The organism is Paenarthrobacter nitroguajacolicus (assembly GCF_031455195.1).
Classification (GTDB): Bacteria; Actinomycetota; Actinomycetes; order Actinomycetales; family Micrococcaceae; genus Arthrobacter; species Arthrobacter nitroguajacolicus_D.
On sequence record NZ_JAVDSH010000003.1, the window covers coordinates 149,483 to 167,422 of the forward strand.

The window sequence follows — 17,940 nt, forward strand, 5'->3', positions numbered from 1 at the left end:
GAGTTGGAACGCGGCCCGGCACTCCTTGCCGCGCCCGAGCAAGTTGCCGCACCCGAGCAAGTTGCCGCACTCGAGCGAGGATAGTGATGATGCTGGTACAACCACGGCTTCCGGCCCAGTCGCGGACCTGCCATGCCCGCTGAAGCGACTCCGGAGTCCACCCTCCCCGGGACTGCTGCCGAGACCAGTCCGGATAATCCCTGGCCTTTGCAGCTGCTTTCGCGCAAGCTCAAGGCCCACATTGAGAGGGCACCGGCAGCCTGGATTGAGGGCCAGGTCATCGAGTTGAACCGCAGGGGTGGCAATGCGTTCCTGACGCTGCGTGATGTTGACGCCGAGATTTCGCTGCCGGCCTCTGTGTGGTCCACCGTCCTGGACCGGCAAAAAGTACCGCTTGAGCGCGGGTCGAGGGTAGTCGCCTTGGTCAAAGCGGATTTCTGGGTCAAGACTGGACGCCTGAACATGTCGGTCAAGGACATCCGGCCCGTTGGCCTGGGCGATCTCCTGGCTCGCATCGAGCGGCTCCGCCAGGCTTTGGCCGCCGAAGGACTGTTCGCTGATTCGCGCAAACGGAGGCTGCCCCTCCTCCCCCACCGCATAGGTCTCATCACGGGCCGTGACTCGGACGCCAAGAAGGACGTGTTGCGTAACGCGGCCCTGCGCTGGCCTGCAGTGGAGTTCGATGTCCGAGAGGTGGCCGTTCAAGGCAACACAGCGGTCTCCCAGATCATTGCTGCCCTGAAGAAGCTGGACGCAGATCCACATGTGGACGTCATTGTCCTGGCCCGTGGCGGCGGCGCACTGGAGGATCTGCTCCCCTTCAGCAACGAGGACCTGATTCGTGCTGTCTCTGCAGCAACCACTCCTGTTGTCAGTGCGATCGGCCACGAGGCAGACCGGCCCATTTTGGACGACGTCGCCGATCTCCGTGCCTCCACCCCCACCGATGCCGCAAAGCGGATCGTCCCGGACGTCGCCGAGGAACTGGCCATGGTTCGCCAGGCCAGGGACCACCTTCGCCGGAGCATTGGCCGGATGGTGGATCGCGAAACTGACCGACTCCACTCCTTGAGATCCCGTCCGGTCTTGGCATCCCCCGCGTCCATGGTGGACGCGCGCGCCGAGGACATTCACCGCCTGCAACTGCGCTCACATTCGGCGGTCAGCACAGCCGTTGTGCGCGCACTGGACCAGGTGCACCACCTGCGGGCACAGGTCAGGGCGTTGTCGCCGCAGAAAACACTGGACCGGGGCTATGCCGTTGTCCAACTCGTTGGCGATGACCGAGCTGGACATCAGGTGGTCAGCAGCCCTGAGGACGCACCCGAGGGCGCGGAATTGGCGATCCGCGTTGCCGACGGTCGCTTCAGGGCTGTCTCCGTCGGCCAAGGACAGCTCTTGGAGCATTGAGTCCGCAGCCAACATTTGTCAGCATCACAATCAAAGGACACCATGACCGAGAACAATTCAGCGGCGCCAACACCTGATTCCCTGGACGCCTTGAGCTATGAGGAAGCCCGGGAACAGCTCGTGGCCGTTGTTGGCCGCCTCGAAGCCGGCGGGGCGAGCCTCGAAGAATCGCTGGCGCTCTGGGAGCGCGGCGAGGCCTTGGCCAAGCGATGCGAGGCCTGGCTTGAGGGTGCCCGCAAGCGCTTGGCCTCGGCACGGGATGCAGGCAACGACGGCGGGGCTGCCGCCACCGCCGACTAGCGGTCAAGCAGGGGCTCAGGACTCCTCGACGAGCTTCCTTTCAGCAGCGACGTCGAAGTCGGCTTTTGGCCAGTTCAGCTGCATCCCTTCGAGCGCATCCAACAGCAACTGCTGAACCGCGATACGGGCATACCACTTCTTGTTGGCTGGTACGACGTGCCACGGGGCAATGTCCGTCGAGGTCTTCTGGAAGGCCACGTTGTACGCGTCCATGTAGTCGTCCCAATAAGCCCGTTCCGTGAGGTCGCCGCGGCTGTATTTCCAGTGCTTGCTGGGATCGTCCAAGCGGGCAATAAGGCGCTTCTTCTGTTCCTGCTTGCTGATGTTAAGCATGACCTTGACGATCGTGGTGCCCTGCTCCGCCAGGCCCGCCTCGAAAGCGTTGATGGCCGCGTACCGGCGCTCCAACTCGGCAGGGTCGGCCCACGCGTGGACGCGGTGGATCAGGACGTCCTCGTAGTGCGATCGGTCAAAAACTCCCACCATGCCGGCATCGGGAACGTGCTTCTCGATCCTCCAGAGGAAGTCGTGGGCCTTTTCCTCGTCCGTTGGCGCCTTGAAGGCGGCCAGTTGCACCCCTTGCGGGTCCATGGCAGCTACGACGTGGCCAACGATTCCGCCTTTACCCGCGGTGTCCATGGCCTGCAGAATCAGCAGGAGCCGCTTAGTGCTGCCGAACTTGCCCTCGGCGAACAACTTCTCCTGAAGTTCCGCCAACCGTGAATCCTGGGCTGAGAGCAACGACTTGCCGTCGGATTTCGCACCGTCGTAGCCCGGGGTGGATTCCGGATCCACCTCCGCCAGCGAAAACCCTGGCCCGACCCTCAGAACGCTGGCCGGACTCTTGGCGAACTCAACTTCAGCCATCAGGCATGCCTTTCTGCCGGGCCGCGCCCCCGTGGCGCGGCCATGGACCTCAGGCTAGTTGCCCGGGTACCTCGACAGGAAGTCCGCCATGCGGCCAATCGCTTCTTCGATGTCCTTGACGTTGGGCAGCGTGACCATCCGGAAGTGGTCCGGACGTACCCAGTTGAAGGCGCGTCCGTGGGAGACCAGGATCTTCTGTTCCTTCAGGAGGTCCAGGACAAACTTCTCGTCATCCCGGATGTGGTAGACCTCCGGGTCCAGTTTGGGGAAGAGATAGAGCGCGCCCCTGGCCTGTTGCGTGCTGACCCCGGGAATGGCATTGAGGAGATCATAGGCTTTGTTGCGCTGTTCCAGCAGACGGCCTCCAGGCAGGATGAGGTCGTTGATGCTCTGGTAGCCGCCAAGAGCCGTTTGGATGGCGTGTTGTGCCGGGACATTGGCACACAGGCGCATGTTGGCCAACAGGTTGATGCCTTCAAGGTAGTCGGCAGCGTCCTTCTTGGGCCCCGAAATAGCCATCCAGCCTGCGCGGTATCCACACACCCGATAGGCCTTGGACAGCCCGCTGAAGGTCAGGCACAGGACGTCATCTCCGGTCAGTCCGGCAAGATTGACGTGGACGGCGTCCTCATAAAGGATTTTCTCGTAGATTTCGTCCGAGAAAAGAACCAGCCCATGCTTTTCGGCCAAGGCTACGATCTTCTTGAGGGTTTCCTCGGGGTAGACGGCACCGGTGGGGTTGTTGGGATTGATGACCACGATGCCCTTGGTCCGGGGCGTGATCTTGGCTTCGAGGTCCTCGAGGTCGGGCTGCCAGCCGGAGTCTTCGTCGCAGAGGTAGTGAACCGGACGGCCGCCGGCCAAGGCCACGGAAGCCGTCCACAACGGGTAGTCCGGGGTGGGGATCAGGACTTCGTCGCCGTCTTCGAGGAGGGCCATGAGGGACATGGTGATCAGTTCGCTGACCCCGTTGCCCAGGTAGATATCGTCGACGTGAATGTTCTGGATCCCGCGGGTCTGGTAGTACTGCGAGACTGCGGTCCTGGCCGAGAAAATGCCGCGTGAGTCGCTGTAGCCCTGGGCGTTCGGCAAGTGGCGGATCATGTCCACCAGAATGGCGTCAGGCGCTTCAAAGCCGAAAGGAGCCGGGTTTCCGATGTTCAGTTTGAGGATCCGGTGACCCTCCGCCTCCATCTGTTGGGCGGCCTGAAGAATCGGTCCACGGATGTCGTAAAGGACATTATGAAGCTTGGTGGACTGCTTGAAATTCGCCATCCCTCAAATATGCCACACGGGTGATGGACTTCTGCTGAGACTTGACTCACACAAACGACGACGGCGGTGACGGGCCCGCGCGGGTCCGTCACCGCCGTCGAACGCGGTTTTCTTCAGGTGTTACTTGACGATGCCTTTGTCCTTCAGCCATGCGGCTGCGGCATCCTTGGGGCTCTGCTTCTGATCGCCGCTCACTGCACGGTTGAGGTTGATCAGGTCATCCGTGGTCAGGGTCTTGGAAACGTTGTTGAGCGCTTCCTTGGCCTTGTCCGTCATTTTGGCCTTGCTGTACAGCGGCAGGACCTGCTGGGCCTTGAAGTTGTTCTTGGGATCCTCAAGGACCACCAGGTCGTTATCGACGATGGACGGAGTGGTGGTGTAGATGTCAGCCACCTGGACCTTGTCTTCCAGCAGTGCCTGCAGGGTCAGGTTGCCGCCACCGTCGTTGAACGGCTGCAGTCCCTTGAGTTCGCAGTTGTAGTTCTTCTTCAGCCCCGGGAAGCCGTAGGAACGGGTCTCGAACGTGGCCGGAGCAGCCATGGTGAAGTCCTTGCAGACCTTGGCCAAGTCCTCGATGGACTTCAACTGGTACTTCTCGGCGGTGGCCTTGGTAACCACCATGGCGTCCTTGTCCTCTGCCTTCGAGGCTTCCAGTACGGCCAGCCCATCGGGGAGCTTTCCCGAGAGTGCCTTGTAGACGTCCTCAGCTGACACCTCGGAAGCCTCGGTATCGACGTAGGACAGCAGGTTGCCCGAGTAGTCCGGCACGAGGTCGATGGAGCCATCCTGGACGGCCTTGAAATAGATCTCGCGCGATCCGATGTTCGGCTTGGACGTTGCTGTGAGGCCTGCGGCGTTCAGGGCACCAACGTAGATCTCTGCGATGACCTGGCTTTCCGGGAAGTCGGCAGAGCCCACCACCAGCGAGCCGCCCGCAGCTGAGCCGCTGGGCGCCGAAGTGGATGGCGTGGCCAGCGGGCTGCCGCCACAGGCGCTCAACGCGAGGGCTACACCCAGGCCGGCTGCGAGGCCGCCAAGTCCACGGCGCGTAAGGGTCATGGGGACGGGATTTTTCATGGTGTACCTCCTTGAACGGCAGCCCCGGCGGGAGCTGTGGCTGTGAGATCGTCGGCCGCCTTCTGGCGGCCGCTTGAATCGAGGGTCAGGCCGGGTGAGAGGACAAGCCTCTGCACGCCGGCAAGGATCAGGTCCACGGCGATGGCGAGCCCGGCAATGAGCAGGGAACCGCCAAGCATGCGCGGGAAGTCCTGCAGAACGAGCCCGTCAAACAGGTAGCGTCCCAAACCGCCCAGGGGCAGGTAGGCCACTACCGACACGGTGGCAATGACCTGCAGGACCGCGGTGCGGATGCCGCCGAACATGACTTGCAGGCCGTTGGGGAGTTCCACCCGGAAGAGGATCTGGAGTTCGGTCATGCCCATGGCCCGGGCAGCGTCCACCACGACGGCGTCGACGCTGGAGATCCCGGCGTAGGTGCCGGCGAGAAGCGGAGGGACCGTCAGGATCACCAGGGCCCACACCGGTGGCATCAAACCACTTCCGGCGAGCAGGGCAAACAGCACCAGCAAGCCGAGTGTTGGCAAGGCACGCAGCGCACCGGCCACCGCGACGGCAACCACTCGTCCACGCCCTGTGTGGCCGATGAACAGTCCGATGGGTACGGCAATGACCGCGGCGATGAGAAGCACCAAAGCACTGTATTGCAGGTGCTCGAAGGTACGGGTGGGGATCCCGCCGCTTCCCCTCCAATGGATGGGATCGGTCAACCACGCTATGGTCTCGGCGAAGATGTTCACGCGGACGCCCCCGTATCCGGGTGCAGGCCCGCGTGCGGAACGGCAGGCCCGGACTTGGGTTCAGTCAGCAGCGCGTTCCCGTCCTGGCGTTGGGACTTGCCGCCGACAACACGGGTCCAGGGGGTCAGCAACCGCTCGAGAATGACCAGGATGGCGTCCATGATCAGCGCCAGAATAAGGATGGCGATGATGCCCACCACCACTTCGGTGATGAAGGTCCGCTGGAGGCCGTCTGTGAACAGGACTCCAAGGTTTCCCACGCCAAGGAGCGCCGCGACGCTGACCAACGAAATATTGCTGACCGAAACCACGCGAAGGCCCGCGAACATGACAGGCAAAGACAGTGGGAGGTCCACCTGGAAGAACCTGGGCAGCGGTTTGAAGCCCATGGCTACGGCTGCGTTGCGAAGGTCGAAATCAACGGAGTCGAAGGCGTCCATGGCCGCACGGACCAAGAGCGCCACTGCGTAGATGGTCAAAGCAACCACCACGTTGATGGGGTCCAGGATCCGCGTGCCAAGGATGGTGGGAAGAATGATGAACAGGGCCAGGGACGGGATGGTGTAAAGCAACGACGTAGCCGTGGCCACCACCGACCGGAGTGCGGCATTGCGCCGGGCCAGTTGGGCCAGGGGAATCGAAATCAGCAGCCCAAGGACCATCGGAACGATGGCGAGCACCAGGTGCTGCCCGGCGAGTCCCAGGACCATGCCACTGTTGGCGAGGAACCACTCCATCAGGTGGCGTCCTCCCTGTGGTGCCGGACTTCCTCGATCAGGGCAAGGACCTCCGCGCCCTTCAGCACTCCGGCCACCCGTCCGTCGTCGTCCACTGCGACGCCAAGGCCGGACGGCGACGACAACGCGGCATCGAGCGCACGGCGCAGGGTGTCGCCCTTGCGGAACAGTGAACCTCCCGGGATCAGGCCTGCGCCATCGCGCGGCGAGGACCAGCCAAGGGGCCGTGAGTCGGCGTCCACCACCAAAGCCCACTCCCCCGACTGGCGGCCCGCATTGAGGCCGTCGGAGGCGCTGACCATGGTCACGGGGTGCAACGTCACGGCATCGGCGGGGTTGAAGGCAAGGTGGCGGAAACCGCGGTCACGTCCAACAAAGGAAGCAACGAAGTCGTTGGCTGGCGCCCGGAGGATTTCCTCCGGCGCTGCGTACTGGGCCAGCTTGCCGCCGACAGCGAACACAGCGACTTTATCTCCGAGCACAGTCGCTTCGTCGATGTCGTGCGTGACAAAGACGATGGTTTTGGCCAACTCCCGCTGGAGCCGTAAGAGTTCCTGCTGCAGTTCGTCGCGGACCACGGGGTCGACGGCACTGAAAGGTTCGTCCATGAGCAGGACAGGCGGGTCGGCAGCGAGCGCCCGGGCCACCCCGACGCGCTGCTGCTGACCACCTGAGAGTTGCGACGGGTACCGCTTGCCAAGCGCTGAAGCCAACCCGACGACGTCGAGCAGTTCCGCTGCGCGTTTCCGCGCCGCCGCCTTGGAAACACCGTTGAGCCGCGGAACGGTGGCGATGTTGTCCAGCACTGAGCGGTGCGGGAGCAAACCGGAGGACTGCATGACGTACCCCATGGAGCGGCGGAGCTGCGCAGCGGGAACCCGGGAGACGTCGTCGCCGGCCACCGTGATGGTTCCGCTGGTGGGCTCCACCATCCGGTTGATCATGCGCAGGGACGTGGTCTTGCCGCAGCCCGAAGGTCCGACGAAGACGGTAATCGAGCCTTCGTCGATGGACATACTCAGAGCGTCCACCGCCGGCTGCCCGCCTTGGTATTGCTTAGTGACGCTCTGGAACTCAATCATGGCTTCAGCCATACCCGGGCTTACCTATCTTTGGCGGACATTATCGGTAGAGCCAAACGATCATATGCAGGCTTATTACTCGGCTGCAAAGCAATCTTCACCCAGCGTAGCCAGCGGCACCGACGATTGTCAGCGCCGCCACGGATTCCGTAATGAATCGGCAATGTTCAGCGTTTGCGCCGTTTACCGCCCCTCCCTGCGCGTTCTTGGGCTTGATCGTGCCTGTACCGCTCCGCGGCGCGCTGGCCCCTGTCCGCGGACATGACCTTTTGGTGCCATTCCCGCTGGTAGGCCCGGCGTGCTGCTGCGTCATGTTTCCTGGTGAGGGCGGCCAGTTCGCGCTGAAGTTTCAGGTAGCTGGCCCAACGCCTGGGATCGAGGGATCCGTCCGCGAGCGCCTCCTGCACGGCGCATCCCGGCTCTGCCTGGTGGGCGCAGTCGGCAAAGCGGCATTGGGTAAAGAGTTCGTCGAGGTCCCCGAACATCTCGTCCATTCCGTCATCCGCGTCGAAGAGCCCAAAACCGCGCACGCCCGGAGTGTCCATCAGCACAGCACCCCCGGCCAAGGGCACCAGCTCGCGTGAGGTTGTGGTGTGTTTTCCTTTGCCGTCGCCCGCCCTGACGGCGCCGGTCTGCTGGATCTCCCGTCCGGCGAGTGCGTTGATGAGGGTTGATTTACCAGCGCCGGACGGACCCAGCAGGACCAGCGTTGCGCCCCCGGGAATGTGGCGCATCAGTTCGTCGAGGCCGTCGCCCTGCTCAGCGGAGGTGGTGACAACCTCCACACCAGCTGCCTGGAGGATCACTTCCCCCACGACGTCATCAGCCAGATGGGCAAGGTCCGCTTTGGTAATGACGACCAGTGGCGTGGCGCCCGAGTCCCACGCGGCAACAAGGGTCCGTTCCAGTCGGTTATGGGTCAGCGGACGGTCCACGGGAACCACCACTGCCACGATGTCGATGTTGGAGCCCAGGATCTGCTCCTCCGAGGAAGCCTCGAAGGCGCGCTTGCGGCTCAGGGCCGAATGCCGCGGCAGGACCTCGACGACGGCTGGCTCGCCGGCGTTGTTGTGGCCGAGCCACACCCAGTCCCCGGTGGCTGGAACCAGGCCGCGTGCCGGATAGGGCAGGTGTAGGAGACCGTCACGTGATGCCACGAGGACGCGGTTCCGGTCGAGGCGGACGACGCGGCCGGGCGTGGCCCGCGCATCAGGAGCCGCATTGGCGCGGAAAAGCTCCGCAATTCTCCCGGTGAAGCCGTACTCCACGGGTCCGTGGAGTTCCTGGCTGGTATTGGTTGAAGGGTTGCTTGAGGAAGCGTAAGTGTTCAATGGAAGCCTCTGCAGAGGCCCGGCCGCCCTAGTTTTGGCAGGCTGATGCCGGGACAGGAATGGTGGGGTGATGACGGTGCGCCGCAACTGTGTGCGGGGCGCGCAAGATCGTAGCAATCATCAAATCCACCTCCTCGGCATCAAGGGCCGGCTACTCAAGTCCGGCAACGATGTTCAGACTAGCCAACAGCCATCGGTTTTGGCTAGGCCTGCGGGTTAGTTGAGCTTCCCGTCCTCGGGTCGCTCCCGGTGCAGGCGCAGGGCATGGTCCACCAGGGAGACCCTGTTCAGCTTCCCAACATCCTCCAGGGGGATCCACGCCGCATGCGTGGTGCTTCCGTCCACCTCATGGGTGAGCTCGCCTCCCACCACGGTGGCTTCATAGACCAAGCGGAGCGCCTCGAAGTCCGTCACGGTCCCATCGGGCCTGGTTTCGTCCTGCCAGTGGCCCACGTCTATGCCCAGCATCCGGTCGATCTTCGCTTCATAGCCGGTTTCTTCGAAGACTTCCCGACGGCATCCGTCCACCGGATGTTCCGCAAAGTCGAGTCCCCCGCCGGGAAGCGTCCAGCCTTCCTTATCGTCCTGTTTCCAGTAGGCCAGCAGGATTCGCCCATCCCTGACGATCACGGCGTAGGCGGCTGGGCGGGTATCGAACTGCAGCGTCATGGTGCCAGCATATGCGCCGCTCCGGGCGCCCTACTCCTACGAAAGCTCCGCAGCAGTTATCGGCCCGGCTTCCTCAGGGCCCAGGTCAGGTTTTTCGCGAAGCTCGACGACGGTCCCCGGCTTGGTCAGTTCAAGAACCTTGATCGTGTTTCGGCCGGCTTTTACCAAGGGGGCCGGGGCGTAAAGTGCTCCCTGCGGGCCCTTCTCCCAATACCGTCCAAGCAGGAACCCGTTGAGCCAGACGAATCCTTTGCCGGAATCGGGCAGCGCAATGTAGGTGTCGGCGGGCTGCCCGACGTCGAAGTGGGTTCCTGCCAGGTCCTCCAGGTCGTCTTCCTTCCAGTCCGCCAGGGCGACTGGGATCTGTGTCCAGTGGAAGGTGTAGCGCTGGTTGATGAGGACGCCGCCCAGGATGCCTTTCCCGTGTCCGGTCAGCGGGCCGTAATTGATGCGGCCAAGGTTCTCAACGAGGATCTCGAGCTTGGCCGGCACGCCACATCCGGTGACCACCAGCCCCTCAGCACCAGTGACATCATCCAGGACCCCGGCGAAGTCGCCGTCCACCCACACATAGGCCCGATCGTTCAGCCCAGCGATTTTCAGGCGGCTTTCTGTGGGGGCATCGGCGCGTCCGGGAAGGATGGCTTCGGAGGTGTAGAGGACCATTCCGGCGTCGAGCCCCAATTGCTCGAAGCTGAGGGGTTTGACGCTGCTCGTGGGCTTACCGGCCGCCCGGAGCAAGTCCAGCAGGTCCGGAGCCTCGGGCAAAGCCAACGACCGGGCGGGGACCACCGGAGCTTCGGCGAGCAGTTCTGCGGGGATTTCCGGCAGGTCCTCAATGCCCTGCGCTCGGTAGAACTCGGCACGGAGTGCATGGAACTTGGCGGTCAAGGCACCGTTTTCGGCGATGGGTGCGTCCGAGTCGTAGCTGGTGACTGTCGGCTGCAGCATGGTGCCGTCGTGGTTACTGCCGGACCACAGGCCAAAGTTGGTTCCGCCATGAGCCATGTAGACGCAGAGCGAGCCGCCAAGGTCAAGCATCTTCCGCGCTTCCAACGCCGCATCCCCGGCGTCCCTGCGGTGGTGGTGTTCACCCCAGTGATCGAACCAGCCGCCCCAGAATTCGACATTGAAGAATGGCTCATCAGGCCGGCGGCGCTGCCAGGTTGCCACCGCTTCGTCACCCCGGCTCCCCAGCGTTGCCGTCGCCCAGGTTCCCTCCACCGAGCCGCCGTCGAGGAAGTAGTCGGTGCCGCCGTCGGCGGTGAAAAGCAGTTCGGTGATCCCACGCTCTTCAAGGACACGACGGTTCCAGCGGATGTACTCGTGGTCATCGCCGTAGCTGCCGTACTCGTTCTCGATCTGCACGGCCACCACTGGTCCACCACCGGATGCCTGGCGAGGGGTAATGATGGGCAGGAGGTGGGCGAACCACTCCTCCACTGCTGCGGTAAATCCGGGATCCATGCACCTGAGGCCGATGCCCGGAGTGCCGGTCAGCCAGGCAGGAAAGCCACCGTTGTCCCATTCAGCGCAAATGTAGGGGCCCGGGCGGACAATCACGTCCAGGCCCTCCTCGGCAACGAGGTCGATGAACCGTCCCAGGTCGCGCCAGCCGGTGAAGTCCGGGGCCTGATCCGGCCGGGGCTGGTGGAAGTTCCACGCGACATAGGTGTCCACCGTGTTGGCGCCCATGGCCTTGAGTCGACGCAGCCGGTCCTGCCACAGCGCCGGGTGGACCCGGAAGTAGTGGATGGCTCCGGCGAGGATGCGGTACGGTTCACCCGAACGGTAAAGGACAGCGTCATGGTAGCTCAAGAGGGCGTTGTTCACGTGGAACAGATTAGCTCAATTTCCAACATTTATGCACAGGTGATGAACACATGACCAATCTTGATACGTCCCCAGCGCAGGAAGTTTGCCCTGCCGCACCGGAGGGGCAAGGTCCATGCGTCCAGCTGTGGCCTGAACGGGAAGTTCCCCTGGGTGGGGTCCGCGCCATGAACGTCATGCGCACCCTGCCGCAGCGCGGGCTGCCAACAGTGGGAGCGTGGTGCTTTCTGGACAGCTTCGGGCCCGATCGGGTAGCCATGAGCGTCCTTCCCCACCCGCACTGCGGACTCCAAACGGTCACTTGGCCACTGGAAGGTGCCGTCCGGCACCGGGACAGCGTCGGCAGCGATGTGGTGGTGCGGCCGGGCGAGCTGAACATCATGACAGCGGGCCACGGCATTTCCCACTCGGAATTTTCCGTCCTTCCCGCAACCAGCGAGTCAGGCTCCAGCCCCCTGGTGGCTGAGATCCCCGTCTCCCGCGGGCTTCAACTGTGGGTGGCCTTACCTGAAGAGCATCGCCACCGGTCCCCGTCCTTCGAGCAGGTCCGCGATCTTCCGGTAGCTACCGGACCGGGCTACACCGCGACGGTCATGGTAGGCGAGTTCGCCGGACAGCGCTCCCCGGCCACCATGTTCAGTCCTATCGTCGGCGCCGACATCGTGGGCACGGGACGCCTTGAGCTGCCGCTCCGCCCGGACTTTGAACACGCCGTGCTGGTATTGGATGGCGGCGTTGCCATCGACGGACAGGACATCGGAGCCGGACCGCTGGCCTACCTCGGCGCCGGACGGACCAGTCTTGCCGTCGATGCCCAGCCCGAAACCCGCTTCATGCTTCTTGGCGGCGAACCGTTCGGCGAAGACCTGCTGATGTGGTGGAACTTCGTAGGACGGACACATGAGGAAGTGGAAAAGGCCCGCGAAGAATGGGAAGCCGAAGGGCTGCTCGACGACGATGCTGCCGCCACCTCGCGCTTTGGCTTCGTCCACGGCCACGGACCCGATGCCGGCCCCGAAGCCGGACGAATCCCGGCTCCCCCGCTTCCGGGAGTCAAGCTCCGGCCCCGCACGCGCGGCTGAGCTTTATTCCAGGCTTTTTGCCCGCTGCTCGGCCACCAGCCGCGGAACTCCAAAGACAGGATCCTGCCGGAGGATCCGCACATCCGTGATGCCTTGTTCGGCGAGCGCCGACGTGAACGCTTCCTGCAAACGGGGCACGTTCATTCCCAGTCCGCTGCCCAGGATGACCGGTCCGTTCAGGCCCAGCTGGCGGGTGGCCTGCCCGGCGAGATCGGCGAGGTCACGTCCGGCCTGCACCACCATGGCCTGGCTGGCTTCGTCACCTGCGTCGGCTGCTTCCACCACCAGCTTGGCCTGTTGTGCCCAGTAGCGGCGGCCGGTGTCCGGCGAATGGAACAGTGCTATGAGCTTCCCCGGCTCATCCACTCCGCAGGAATCAAGGAGCGCGCGGCTCAGGCGGTCAGGCTCCAGCCCTTGGTTCATCCGCCGCAGACTGTGCCGGACGGCTTCCCGTCCCAGCCAGTATCCGCTTCCTTCATCCCCCAGGAGGTAGCCCCAGCCACCCGCCCGGGCTTCCTCGCCGGCGTCGTTCTTTCCCCACGCCGCTGAGCCTGTTCCGGCAATGACCGCCACCCCGGTGCTCGCTCCACCGGCCGCCAGAAGCAGCCGCGAATCGTGAACCACGGTGATGCGCGCCCCGGGCGCGTGGGGGGCAATCAGGTCTGCGAGCGCCCGGGCATCTTCGTCCGTATCGATTCCACCGGCACCTGCGTACACCTGGTCAATCCGGCCGCCACCGATCTTCCCGAACAGTTCGGCCAAGTTGGCCGCAGCCTGCTCCCGGCTGACATTCTGGACGTTGGCACTGCCGGCCGTTTCATCCCTGACCGGTTCGTCGTCCTGAAACCTCACGCCGCGGGTCTTGGTGCCGCCGATGTCGAGCCCGATGACGGTGCCGCTCGCGGCCGCGGTGGAGGCAGGGGAATGCAGGGCAGAGTCATGATTGTTCACCGTGAAAGACTAGCTTGGAGCGTCCTGAGGAGGAACCGACCATGCCTCAATTCCTGTTTGGCACACCATTTATCGCGGCCCCGATGGCAGGAGGAACATCAACAACGACGTTGGTCCAGGCTGTCCATGAGGCCGGAGGGCTGGGTTTCCTTGCTGCCGGGTACAAGAGTCCAGGTTCCATGGCCGAGGAGATCTCCGCAGCGCGGGCGCTGGGGATCAGGTTCGGCATGAACGTCTTCGTTCCGGACGCGGAAGCGCTCTCACCAGGACCCGGGGAGCGCGCGCAGCTGGAAGCCTACCGCGCGGAGCTCGAACCGGAGGCGGCACGCTACGGCGTCACCTTGCCCCCGCTTCGCCTCGATGATGACGACGCCTGGCAGGAAAAGATCGATGTCCTGATTACGGACCCGGTGGAAGTGGTGAGTTTCGCTTTCGGCCTCCCCGGCCGCGCAGTGGTCAAGTCCTTGCAAAAAGCCGGAACGCTGGTTCTCACCAGCGTGACGAGTGTTCGGGAAGCCCTCGCAGCTGCCGAGGAGGGTCCGGACGCACTGGTCGTCCAGCATGCCTCCGCAGGGGCCCATACGGCGGCCTTCCTGGCCGAGACTCCGGGAACACCGCCGGCCAGTACGACGGCGGAGCTTGTCGCCCAGGTGCGTGCCGCCGTCGGGCTTCCGCTGATAGCCGCCGGTGCGATCATGGACGGCAATGCGCTGCGCGGGGTCCTGGCTGCCGGTGCAGCAGCCGCGCAGGTTGGCACCGCCCTGCTACGGACGGACGAAAGCGGTGCGCGCCAATCCCACAAGGACGCGTTGGGGAATCCTGAGTTCGCTGAAACCGCTATGACCCGGGCCTTCACGGGACGTCCGGCACGTTCCCTGGTGAATGCGTTCGTGCATGATCATCAGGACGCCCCCAAGGGCTACCCTGCCATCCACCATCTCACTTCCCCCGTCCGTACTGCGGCGTCCGCGGCGGGCGACCCGCACCGCCTCAATTTGTGGGCAGGAACGGGGTGGCGGCAGGCGCGCACGGGGTCAGCACGGGATGTTGTCAGTGAGTTCCTGAACGGGCTCTGACGAGTTCGGCCAACAGTTCGCCGCCTTCGGTGACCACCAGTTCGCGGAACAGCCGAACGGCGTCGGGCTCGAAGTTCCGTTCCCGCCAGGCGATGCCGATCTGCCGGAACGCCGCATCGGATTCGATGGGCACCTCCACAAGCCCCAGTTCCGCCTTGGGCAGGTACTGTCCGGTGCCGGAGCCAGGCCCCGCCGGTGGGAGGATACCGAACCCCAGGCCGGCCGATACCAGCCCGCGGGCGGAGGTGGACTCCTGGACTTCAAAGGCAATGCGTGGGCGGAACCCGGCTTCGCGGAAGAGGGCCTCCCCCAGGGCCCGCAAACCGACTCCGGCCGGCAGCGTCACGTAGGGGTCGTGCCGCAGCTCAGAGAGGTGAACGCTGGGCCGTCCTGCCAAGGGGTGCCGGTAGTGCAGCACAGCCCTGAGCGGCTCCCGGTAGAGCGGGTGGGAACGAATACCCCGGCCCTCCGGTGCTATGGGCGCCGTCAAAGCGAAATCCATCTCCCCACTGGCCAGCTGCTGCAGGCAATCGTCGCGGGGCCCTTGCCAGAGTTCGAAGGCTGCATGGGGATGGCGTCCGCGGAACGCGCTGATCAGGAGAGGGAGCGTGGCTTCACCGAAGGTGTGCTGGAACGAAACTCCGATCCTCCCCCGCACGACGTCCGATTCGTGGCGTACCCGGTCCAGGCCTGCCTGGAAATCCTCCAGCGCGGCATCGATGTAGGGAAGGAGGGCCTTTGCAGCGGAGGTCAGCCGTATGCCGCGCCCATCACGAACCAATAGATCGATCCCAACGATCGCACTGGCCCGTGCTACGGCCCTGCTCACCGTGGACTGCGGCACGCCGAGTATTTCCGCGGTTTCCGTCATGTGTTCCGTGCGGCCCAGTTCGGCCAGGACGGGCAGGAGCGGAAGGAGTTGGACAAGCTGCTGGTGATCCGGTTCCATGTTGTTCCCTCCCAAACCATCCCATGCATATTTGCATCAATTCTATGTAACCCATGCATTGGAATGGGTTGTCCACATCGTCCTACTCTGGGCCGGTGAACAGAACGAGCCTCAAGCTTGAAACGGACAGCTGGGACGGGCACGCCAAAGGGTCCCGTGGCTACAGCCGCGTGTTGGCTGCATTGGCACTCGCCGGCGTCGCGACGTTCGCACAGCTCTATTCCACTCAGGCCATGCTGCCCCTCATGGCAGCAGATCTCCAGATCACGGCAGCGGAAGCCGCACTCAGCATCTCACTCGCCACGGTTGGCCTCGCGGTCACCGTCCTCCCCTGGTCGTTTGTTGCCGACAGGATCGGCAGGGTCCGTGCCATGGCCATCGGCATCGCTGCCGCAACCATCCTGGGGCTGCTGGTTCCCTTGGCCCCGAATGTACCCATGCTGCTGGGCCTGCGGATGCTGGAAGGCATGGCCCTGGGCGGCATCCCCGCAATTGCCATCGCGTACCTCAATGAGGAAGTCACCAAAATCCATACCGCCCTGGCTGCCGGGAGCTACGTTGCCGGCACCACGCTGGGCGGCCTGGCAGGGCGGCTGGTGGCGGGACCGGCCGGCGAACTGTGGGGCTGGCGTGGAGCGACCCTGGCCGTGTCCCTGCTGGCCACCGTGTCCGCCGTCCTCTTCCTGGTGCTTGTTCCCAAACAGCGCCGCTTCACGCCTGCCCCACCCGCAGGGTTCCGTGGTGCCATCAGTACGTTGGGCGGGCACTCACGCAATCCACAACTCGTGTCCTTGTACTTACAGGCGTTCCTGCTCATGGGTGGCTTCGTAGCGGTCTACAACTATCTGGGCTTCCGGTTGCATGCCGAGCCTTTTGGGCTGCCCGCCACGGTGGTCAGCCTCATTTTCCTGGCCTACTTGTCGGGCACGGTGAGTTCCCGATGGGCGGCCGGGCTCACCACCAGGTTTGGACGGCGGAACGTGCTGGTAGCGGGCATCGTCATTTTGTCGGTCGGGTTGGCACTGACCCTGGCGGACAACCTCGTAGCCATCCTGGCCGGGCTGGTCATTTTCACCGGAGGGTTCTTCGCAGCGCACAGCGTAGGCTCCGGCTGGACCGGCGCCATCGCCACTACCGGCAGGGCACAGGCAGCATCCCTGTACAACCTGTCCTACTACCTCGGTTCCAGCGTGATCGGCTGGGCCGGAGGCCTGGTCTTCCAGCGCTTCGGCTGGACCGCATTGGCGGTGGGCGTCATCGCCCTGTCATGCACGACGGCGGCAGTCACCTTGGCAGTGCACCGTCCACCGCGGGTTTCCCCCTGATTCGGGTCCTGTTGGTCCTACAATCGGAGGCATGACACAGCTCGCGGGTACACGGGTACTGTCGTCGCCGGAACGTTTGCAGGCGTTTACCGATGCCGTGGTGGCGATTGCTTTGACCCTGCTGATCCTCCCTCTCATGGAGAGCGTGGGGGAACTGGCGGATCATCACGGAACCACGGCGCAATGGTTTGTGGAGGAGCAATACGCCCTGCTGGGTTTTGCGCTTAGCTTCATCCTCATTGCCGTGTTCTGGACGCATCATCACCGCCTGTTCCGCAAGGTCCGGAAGATCGATTCGGGTTTGTTGTGGCTGACGGTAGCCTGGATGTTCTTCATCGTGGTGATGCCCGTGTCTACGTCGCTCTCCACCCAGATGGACGCCGACTGGGCCCAACCCTTGGTGTACATCGGGACGTTGTTTGCCACCAGCCTGACGCTCCTGCTGGCACGCATCTATCTCCGTTCGCATCCAGAGCTTCACGACATGGATGCCGTGGAGGCACGCTCCGGAATCCGGGCCGGTGCAATAGTGGCCGGCCTCTTCCTCGCCGCCCTCCTGCTGGCCCTCGTGATTCCGTCCGCAGGAAACCTGCCATTGCTCCTGATGTTGCTCAGCGAGCCCCTCCAGCGCGTGGACCGCCGGAGGGACCGCAGCAGGCCCGCAAAATGATAGTCACCTGAAGAATTCACCGCTTAGGATGGGTGGAAGGCAATTTCAGGAGGATCCGTGAGCAACCCCACGAAGAATGTTCGGTCAAGCACGGGCAGCGCAGAGCCGTTGGACGCGATCGACGAGCGAATCCTCGCTGCCTTGGTCGATGATGCCCGCATTTCCAACAAACAATTGGCGGAGCTCGTGGGGATCGCCCCGTCCACGGCCCTGATGCGTACCAGGGCCTTGTCCGAGCGCGGCATCATTGAAGGCTTCGAAGCGGTGCTGAGCCTGCCGGCCATTGGCCGCTCGGTCCAAGCCCTGATCGCCGTTCGGCTCCGCGCCCACGACCGCGACCAAATCGACCGTTTCACGGCACGCGTTCCCAAGCTTCCCGCGGTGATCTCCACGTTCCACACCACAGGCTCCGTGGACTACCTGCTGCACATCGCCGTCGCGAATACGGACGACCTCCGCAACTGGCTCCTGGACAACCTCGCCACCGACCCCGTGGTCGGCCATACGGAAACCACCATGGTGTTCCAGCACATCCCGGGAAACCGCGGACCACTGCCGGAATAGCC

At 63.9% G+C, this 17,940-nt stretch carries 18 protein-coding genes; 7 read left to right on the top strand and 11 right to left on the bottom strand.

Annotation, left to right across the window (positions count from 1 at the left end):
- Positions 1-132: 132 nt before the first annotated feature.
- Both xseA and J2Y68_RS08070 read left to right on the top strand, forming a co-directional pair.
- Positions 133-1,410, top strand: coding sequence for an exodeoxyribonuclease VII large subunit (gene xseA / locus J2Y68_RS08065; protein WP_309991973.1), 1,278 nt, complete (start codon positions 133-135; stop codon positions 1,408-1,410).
- A 42-nt stretch (positions 1,411-1,452) separates the two neighbouring features.
- Complete coding sequence (locus tag J2Y68_RS08070) at positions 1,453-1,710, top strand: exodeoxyribonuclease VII small subunit (RefSeq protein ID WP_309991976.1); 258 nt, start codon at positions 1,453-1,455, stop codon at positions 1,708-1,710.
- A gap of 15 nt (positions 1,711-1,725) precedes the next feature.
- Here J2Y68_RS08070 and J2Y68_RS08075 read toward each other — a convergent pair whose 3' ends face one another.
- The 9 genes from J2Y68_RS08075 to J2Y68_RS08115 all read right to left on the bottom strand — a co-directional run bounded on the left by J2Y68_RS08075 (position 1,726) and on the right by J2Y68_RS08115 (position 11,321).
- Positions 1,726-2,577: a polyphosphate kinase 2 family protein gene (locus J2Y68_RS08075; RefSeq protein ID WP_309991978.1), complete on the bottom strand. Its 852-nt coding sequence runs from the start codon at positions 2,575-2,577 to the stop codon at positions 1,726-1,728.
- Positions 2,578-2,631: 54 nt separating this feature from the next.
- Positions 2,632-3,852: a pyridoxal phosphate-dependent aminotransferase gene (locus J2Y68_RS08080; protein ID WP_211711254.1), complete on the bottom strand. Its 1,221-nt coding sequence runs from the start codon at positions 3,850-3,852 to the stop codon at positions 2,632-2,634.
- A gap of 120 nt (positions 3,853-3,972) precedes the next feature.
- Positions 3,973-4,929, bottom strand: a complete 957-nt coding sequence (locus J2Y68_RS08085) for an ABC transporter substrate-binding protein (RefSeq protein WP_309991981.1) — start codon at positions 4,927-4,929, stop codon at positions 3,973-3,975.
- Positions 4,926-5,669, bottom strand: a complete 744-nt coding sequence (locus J2Y68_RS08090) for an ABC transporter permease (protein ID WP_309991984.1) — start codon at positions 5,667-5,669, stop codon at positions 4,926-4,928. The genes J2Y68_RS08085 and J2Y68_RS08090 overlap by 4 nt, the downstream gene beginning before the upstream one ends.
- On the bottom strand, positions 5,666-6,406 hold the full coding sequence (locus J2Y68_RS08095) for an ABC transporter permease (RefSeq protein ID WP_309991987.1): 741 nt from the start codon (positions 6,404-6,406) through the stop codon (positions 5,666-5,668). Before J2Y68_RS08095 ends, J2Y68_RS08090 begins: the two co-directional genes overlap by 4 nt.
- Positions 6,406-7,500: an ABC transporter ATP-binding protein gene (locus J2Y68_RS08100; RefSeq protein WP_309991990.1), complete on the bottom strand. Its 1,095-nt coding sequence runs from the start codon at positions 7,498-7,500 to the stop codon at positions 6,406-6,408. The genes J2Y68_RS08095 and J2Y68_RS08100 overlap by 1 nt, the downstream gene beginning before the upstream one ends.
- 155 nt (positions 7,501-7,655) lie before the next feature.
- The gene (rsgA, locus tag J2Y68_RS08105; protein WP_309991993.1) at positions 7,656-8,819 is read right to left on the bottom strand and encodes a ribosome small subunit-dependent GTPase A; all 1,164 of its coding nucleotides are present in this window, start codon (positions 8,817-8,819) and stop codon (positions 7,656-7,658) included.
- Positions 8,820-9,035: 216 nt separating this feature from the next.
- A complete protein-coding gene (locus J2Y68_RS08110) occupies positions 9,036-9,488 on the bottom strand; it encodes an NUDIX hydrolase (protein WP_309991996.1) in 453 nt (150 codons plus the stop codon).
- A gap of 36 nt (positions 9,489-9,524) precedes the next feature.
- A complete protein-coding gene (locus tag J2Y68_RS08115) occupies positions 9,525-11,321 on the bottom strand; it encodes a glycoside hydrolase family 35 protein (RefSeq protein WP_309991999.1) in 1,797 nt (598 codons plus the stop codon).
- Positions 11,322-11,371: 50 nt separating this feature from the next.
- Between J2Y68_RS08115 and J2Y68_RS08120 the strand changes: the two genes are divergently transcribed.
- Positions 11,372-12,403: a pirin family protein gene (locus J2Y68_RS08120; RefSeq protein WP_309992002.1), complete on the top strand. Its 1,032-nt coding sequence runs from the start codon at positions 11,372-11,374 to the stop codon at positions 12,401-12,403.
- Between the two features lie 3 nt (positions 12,404-12,406).
- Here the strand turns inward: J2Y68_RS08120 and J2Y68_RS08125 are convergent, their stop codons facing one another.
- Complete coding sequence (locus J2Y68_RS08125) at positions 12,407-13,354, bottom strand: N-acetylglucosamine kinase (RefSeq protein ID WP_309992004.1); 948 nt, start codon at positions 13,352-13,354, stop codon at positions 12,407-12,409.
- Positions 13,355-13,395: 41 nt separating this feature from the next.
- On the opposite strand from J2Y68_RS08125, the gene J2Y68_RS08130 reads away from it, so the two are divergent.
- Entirely contained in the window at positions 13,396-14,430 is a 1,035-nt protein-coding gene (locus J2Y68_RS08130) for a nitronate monooxygenase (RefSeq protein ID WP_309992007.1), read from the top strand.
- Here J2Y68_RS08130 and J2Y68_RS08135 read toward each other — a convergent pair.
- Positions 14,405-15,379 (bottom strand): LysR family transcriptional regulator, encoded by a 975-nt coding sequence (locus J2Y68_RS08135; protein ID WP_309992009.1) that lies wholly within the window; start codon positions 15,377-15,379, stop codon positions 14,405-14,407. The two genes, J2Y68_RS08130 and J2Y68_RS08135, sit on opposite strands and share 26 nt — an antisense overlap.
- A 95-nt stretch (positions 15,380-15,474) precedes the next feature.
- Here J2Y68_RS08135 and J2Y68_RS08140 point away from each other — a divergent pair, with 95 nt between their 5' ends.
- The 3 genes from J2Y68_RS08140 to J2Y68_RS08150 are packed head-to-tail and all read left to right on the top strand — an operon-like array spanning position 15,475 to position 17,938.
- Entirely contained in the window at positions 15,475-16,704 is a 1,230-nt protein-coding gene (locus J2Y68_RS08140; RefSeq protein WP_309992012.1) for an MFS transporter, read from the top strand.
- Between the two features lie 31 nt (positions 16,705-16,735).
- Complete coding sequence (locus tag J2Y68_RS08145) at positions 16,736-17,374, top strand: TMEM175 family protein (protein WP_309992015.1); 639 nt, start codon at positions 16,736-16,738, stop codon at positions 17,372-17,374.
- Between the two features lie 57 nt (positions 17,375-17,431).
- Positions 17,432-17,938: an Lrp/AsnC family transcriptional regulator gene (locus tag J2Y68_RS08150; protein ID WP_011775479.1), complete on the top strand. Its 507-nt coding sequence runs from the start codon at positions 17,432-17,434 to the stop codon at positions 17,936-17,938.
- Positions 17,939-17,940 lie beyond the last annotated feature (2 nt).

Coding starts and splice junctions, on each gene's coding strand:
- xseA (WP_309991973.1), top strand. CDS start 133: ATGCCCGCTGAAGCGACTCCGGAGTCCACCCTCCCCGGGACTGCTGCC.
- J2Y68_RS08070 (WP_309991976.1), top strand. CDS start 1,453: ATGACCGAGAACAATTCAGCGGCGCCAACACCTGATTCCCTGGACGCC.
- J2Y68_RS08075 (WP_309991978.1), bottom strand. CDS start 2,577: ATGGCTGAAGTTGAGTTCGCCAAGAGTCCGGCCAGCGTTCTGAGGGTC.
- J2Y68_RS08080 (WP_211711254.1), bottom strand. CDS start 3,852: ATGGCGAATTTCAAGCAGTCCACCAAGCTTCATAATGTCCTTTACGAC.
- J2Y68_RS08085 (WP_309991981.1), bottom strand. CDS start 4,929: ATGAAAAATCCCGTCCCCATGACCCTTACGCGCCGTGGACTTGGCGGC.
- J2Y68_RS08095 (WP_309991987.1), bottom strand. CDS start 6,406: ATGGAGTGGTTCCTCGCCAACAGTGGCATGGTCCTGGGACTCGCCGGG.
- J2Y68_RS08100 (WP_309991990.1), bottom strand. CDS start 7,500: ATGGCTGAAGCCATGATTGAGTTCCAGAGCGTCACTAAGCAATACCAA.
- J2Y68_RS08110 (WP_309991996.1), bottom strand. CDS start 9,488: ATGACGCTGCAGTTCGATACCCGCCCAGCCGCCTACGCCGTGATCGTC.
- J2Y68_RS08120 (WP_309992002.1), top strand. CDS start 11,372: ATGACCAATCTTGATACGTCCCCAGCGCAGGAAGTTTGCCCTGCCGCA.
- J2Y68_RS08130 (WP_309992007.1), top strand. CDS start 13,396: ATGCCTCAATTCCTGTTTGGCACACCATTTATCGCGGCCCCGATGGCA.
- J2Y68_RS08135 (WP_309992009.1), bottom strand. CDS start 15,379: ATGGAACCGGATCACCAGCAGCTTGTCCAACTCCTTCCGCTCCTGCCC.
- J2Y68_RS08145 (WP_309992015.1), top strand. CDS start 16,736: ATGACACAGCTCGCGGGTACACGGGTACTGTCGTCGCCGGAACGTTTG.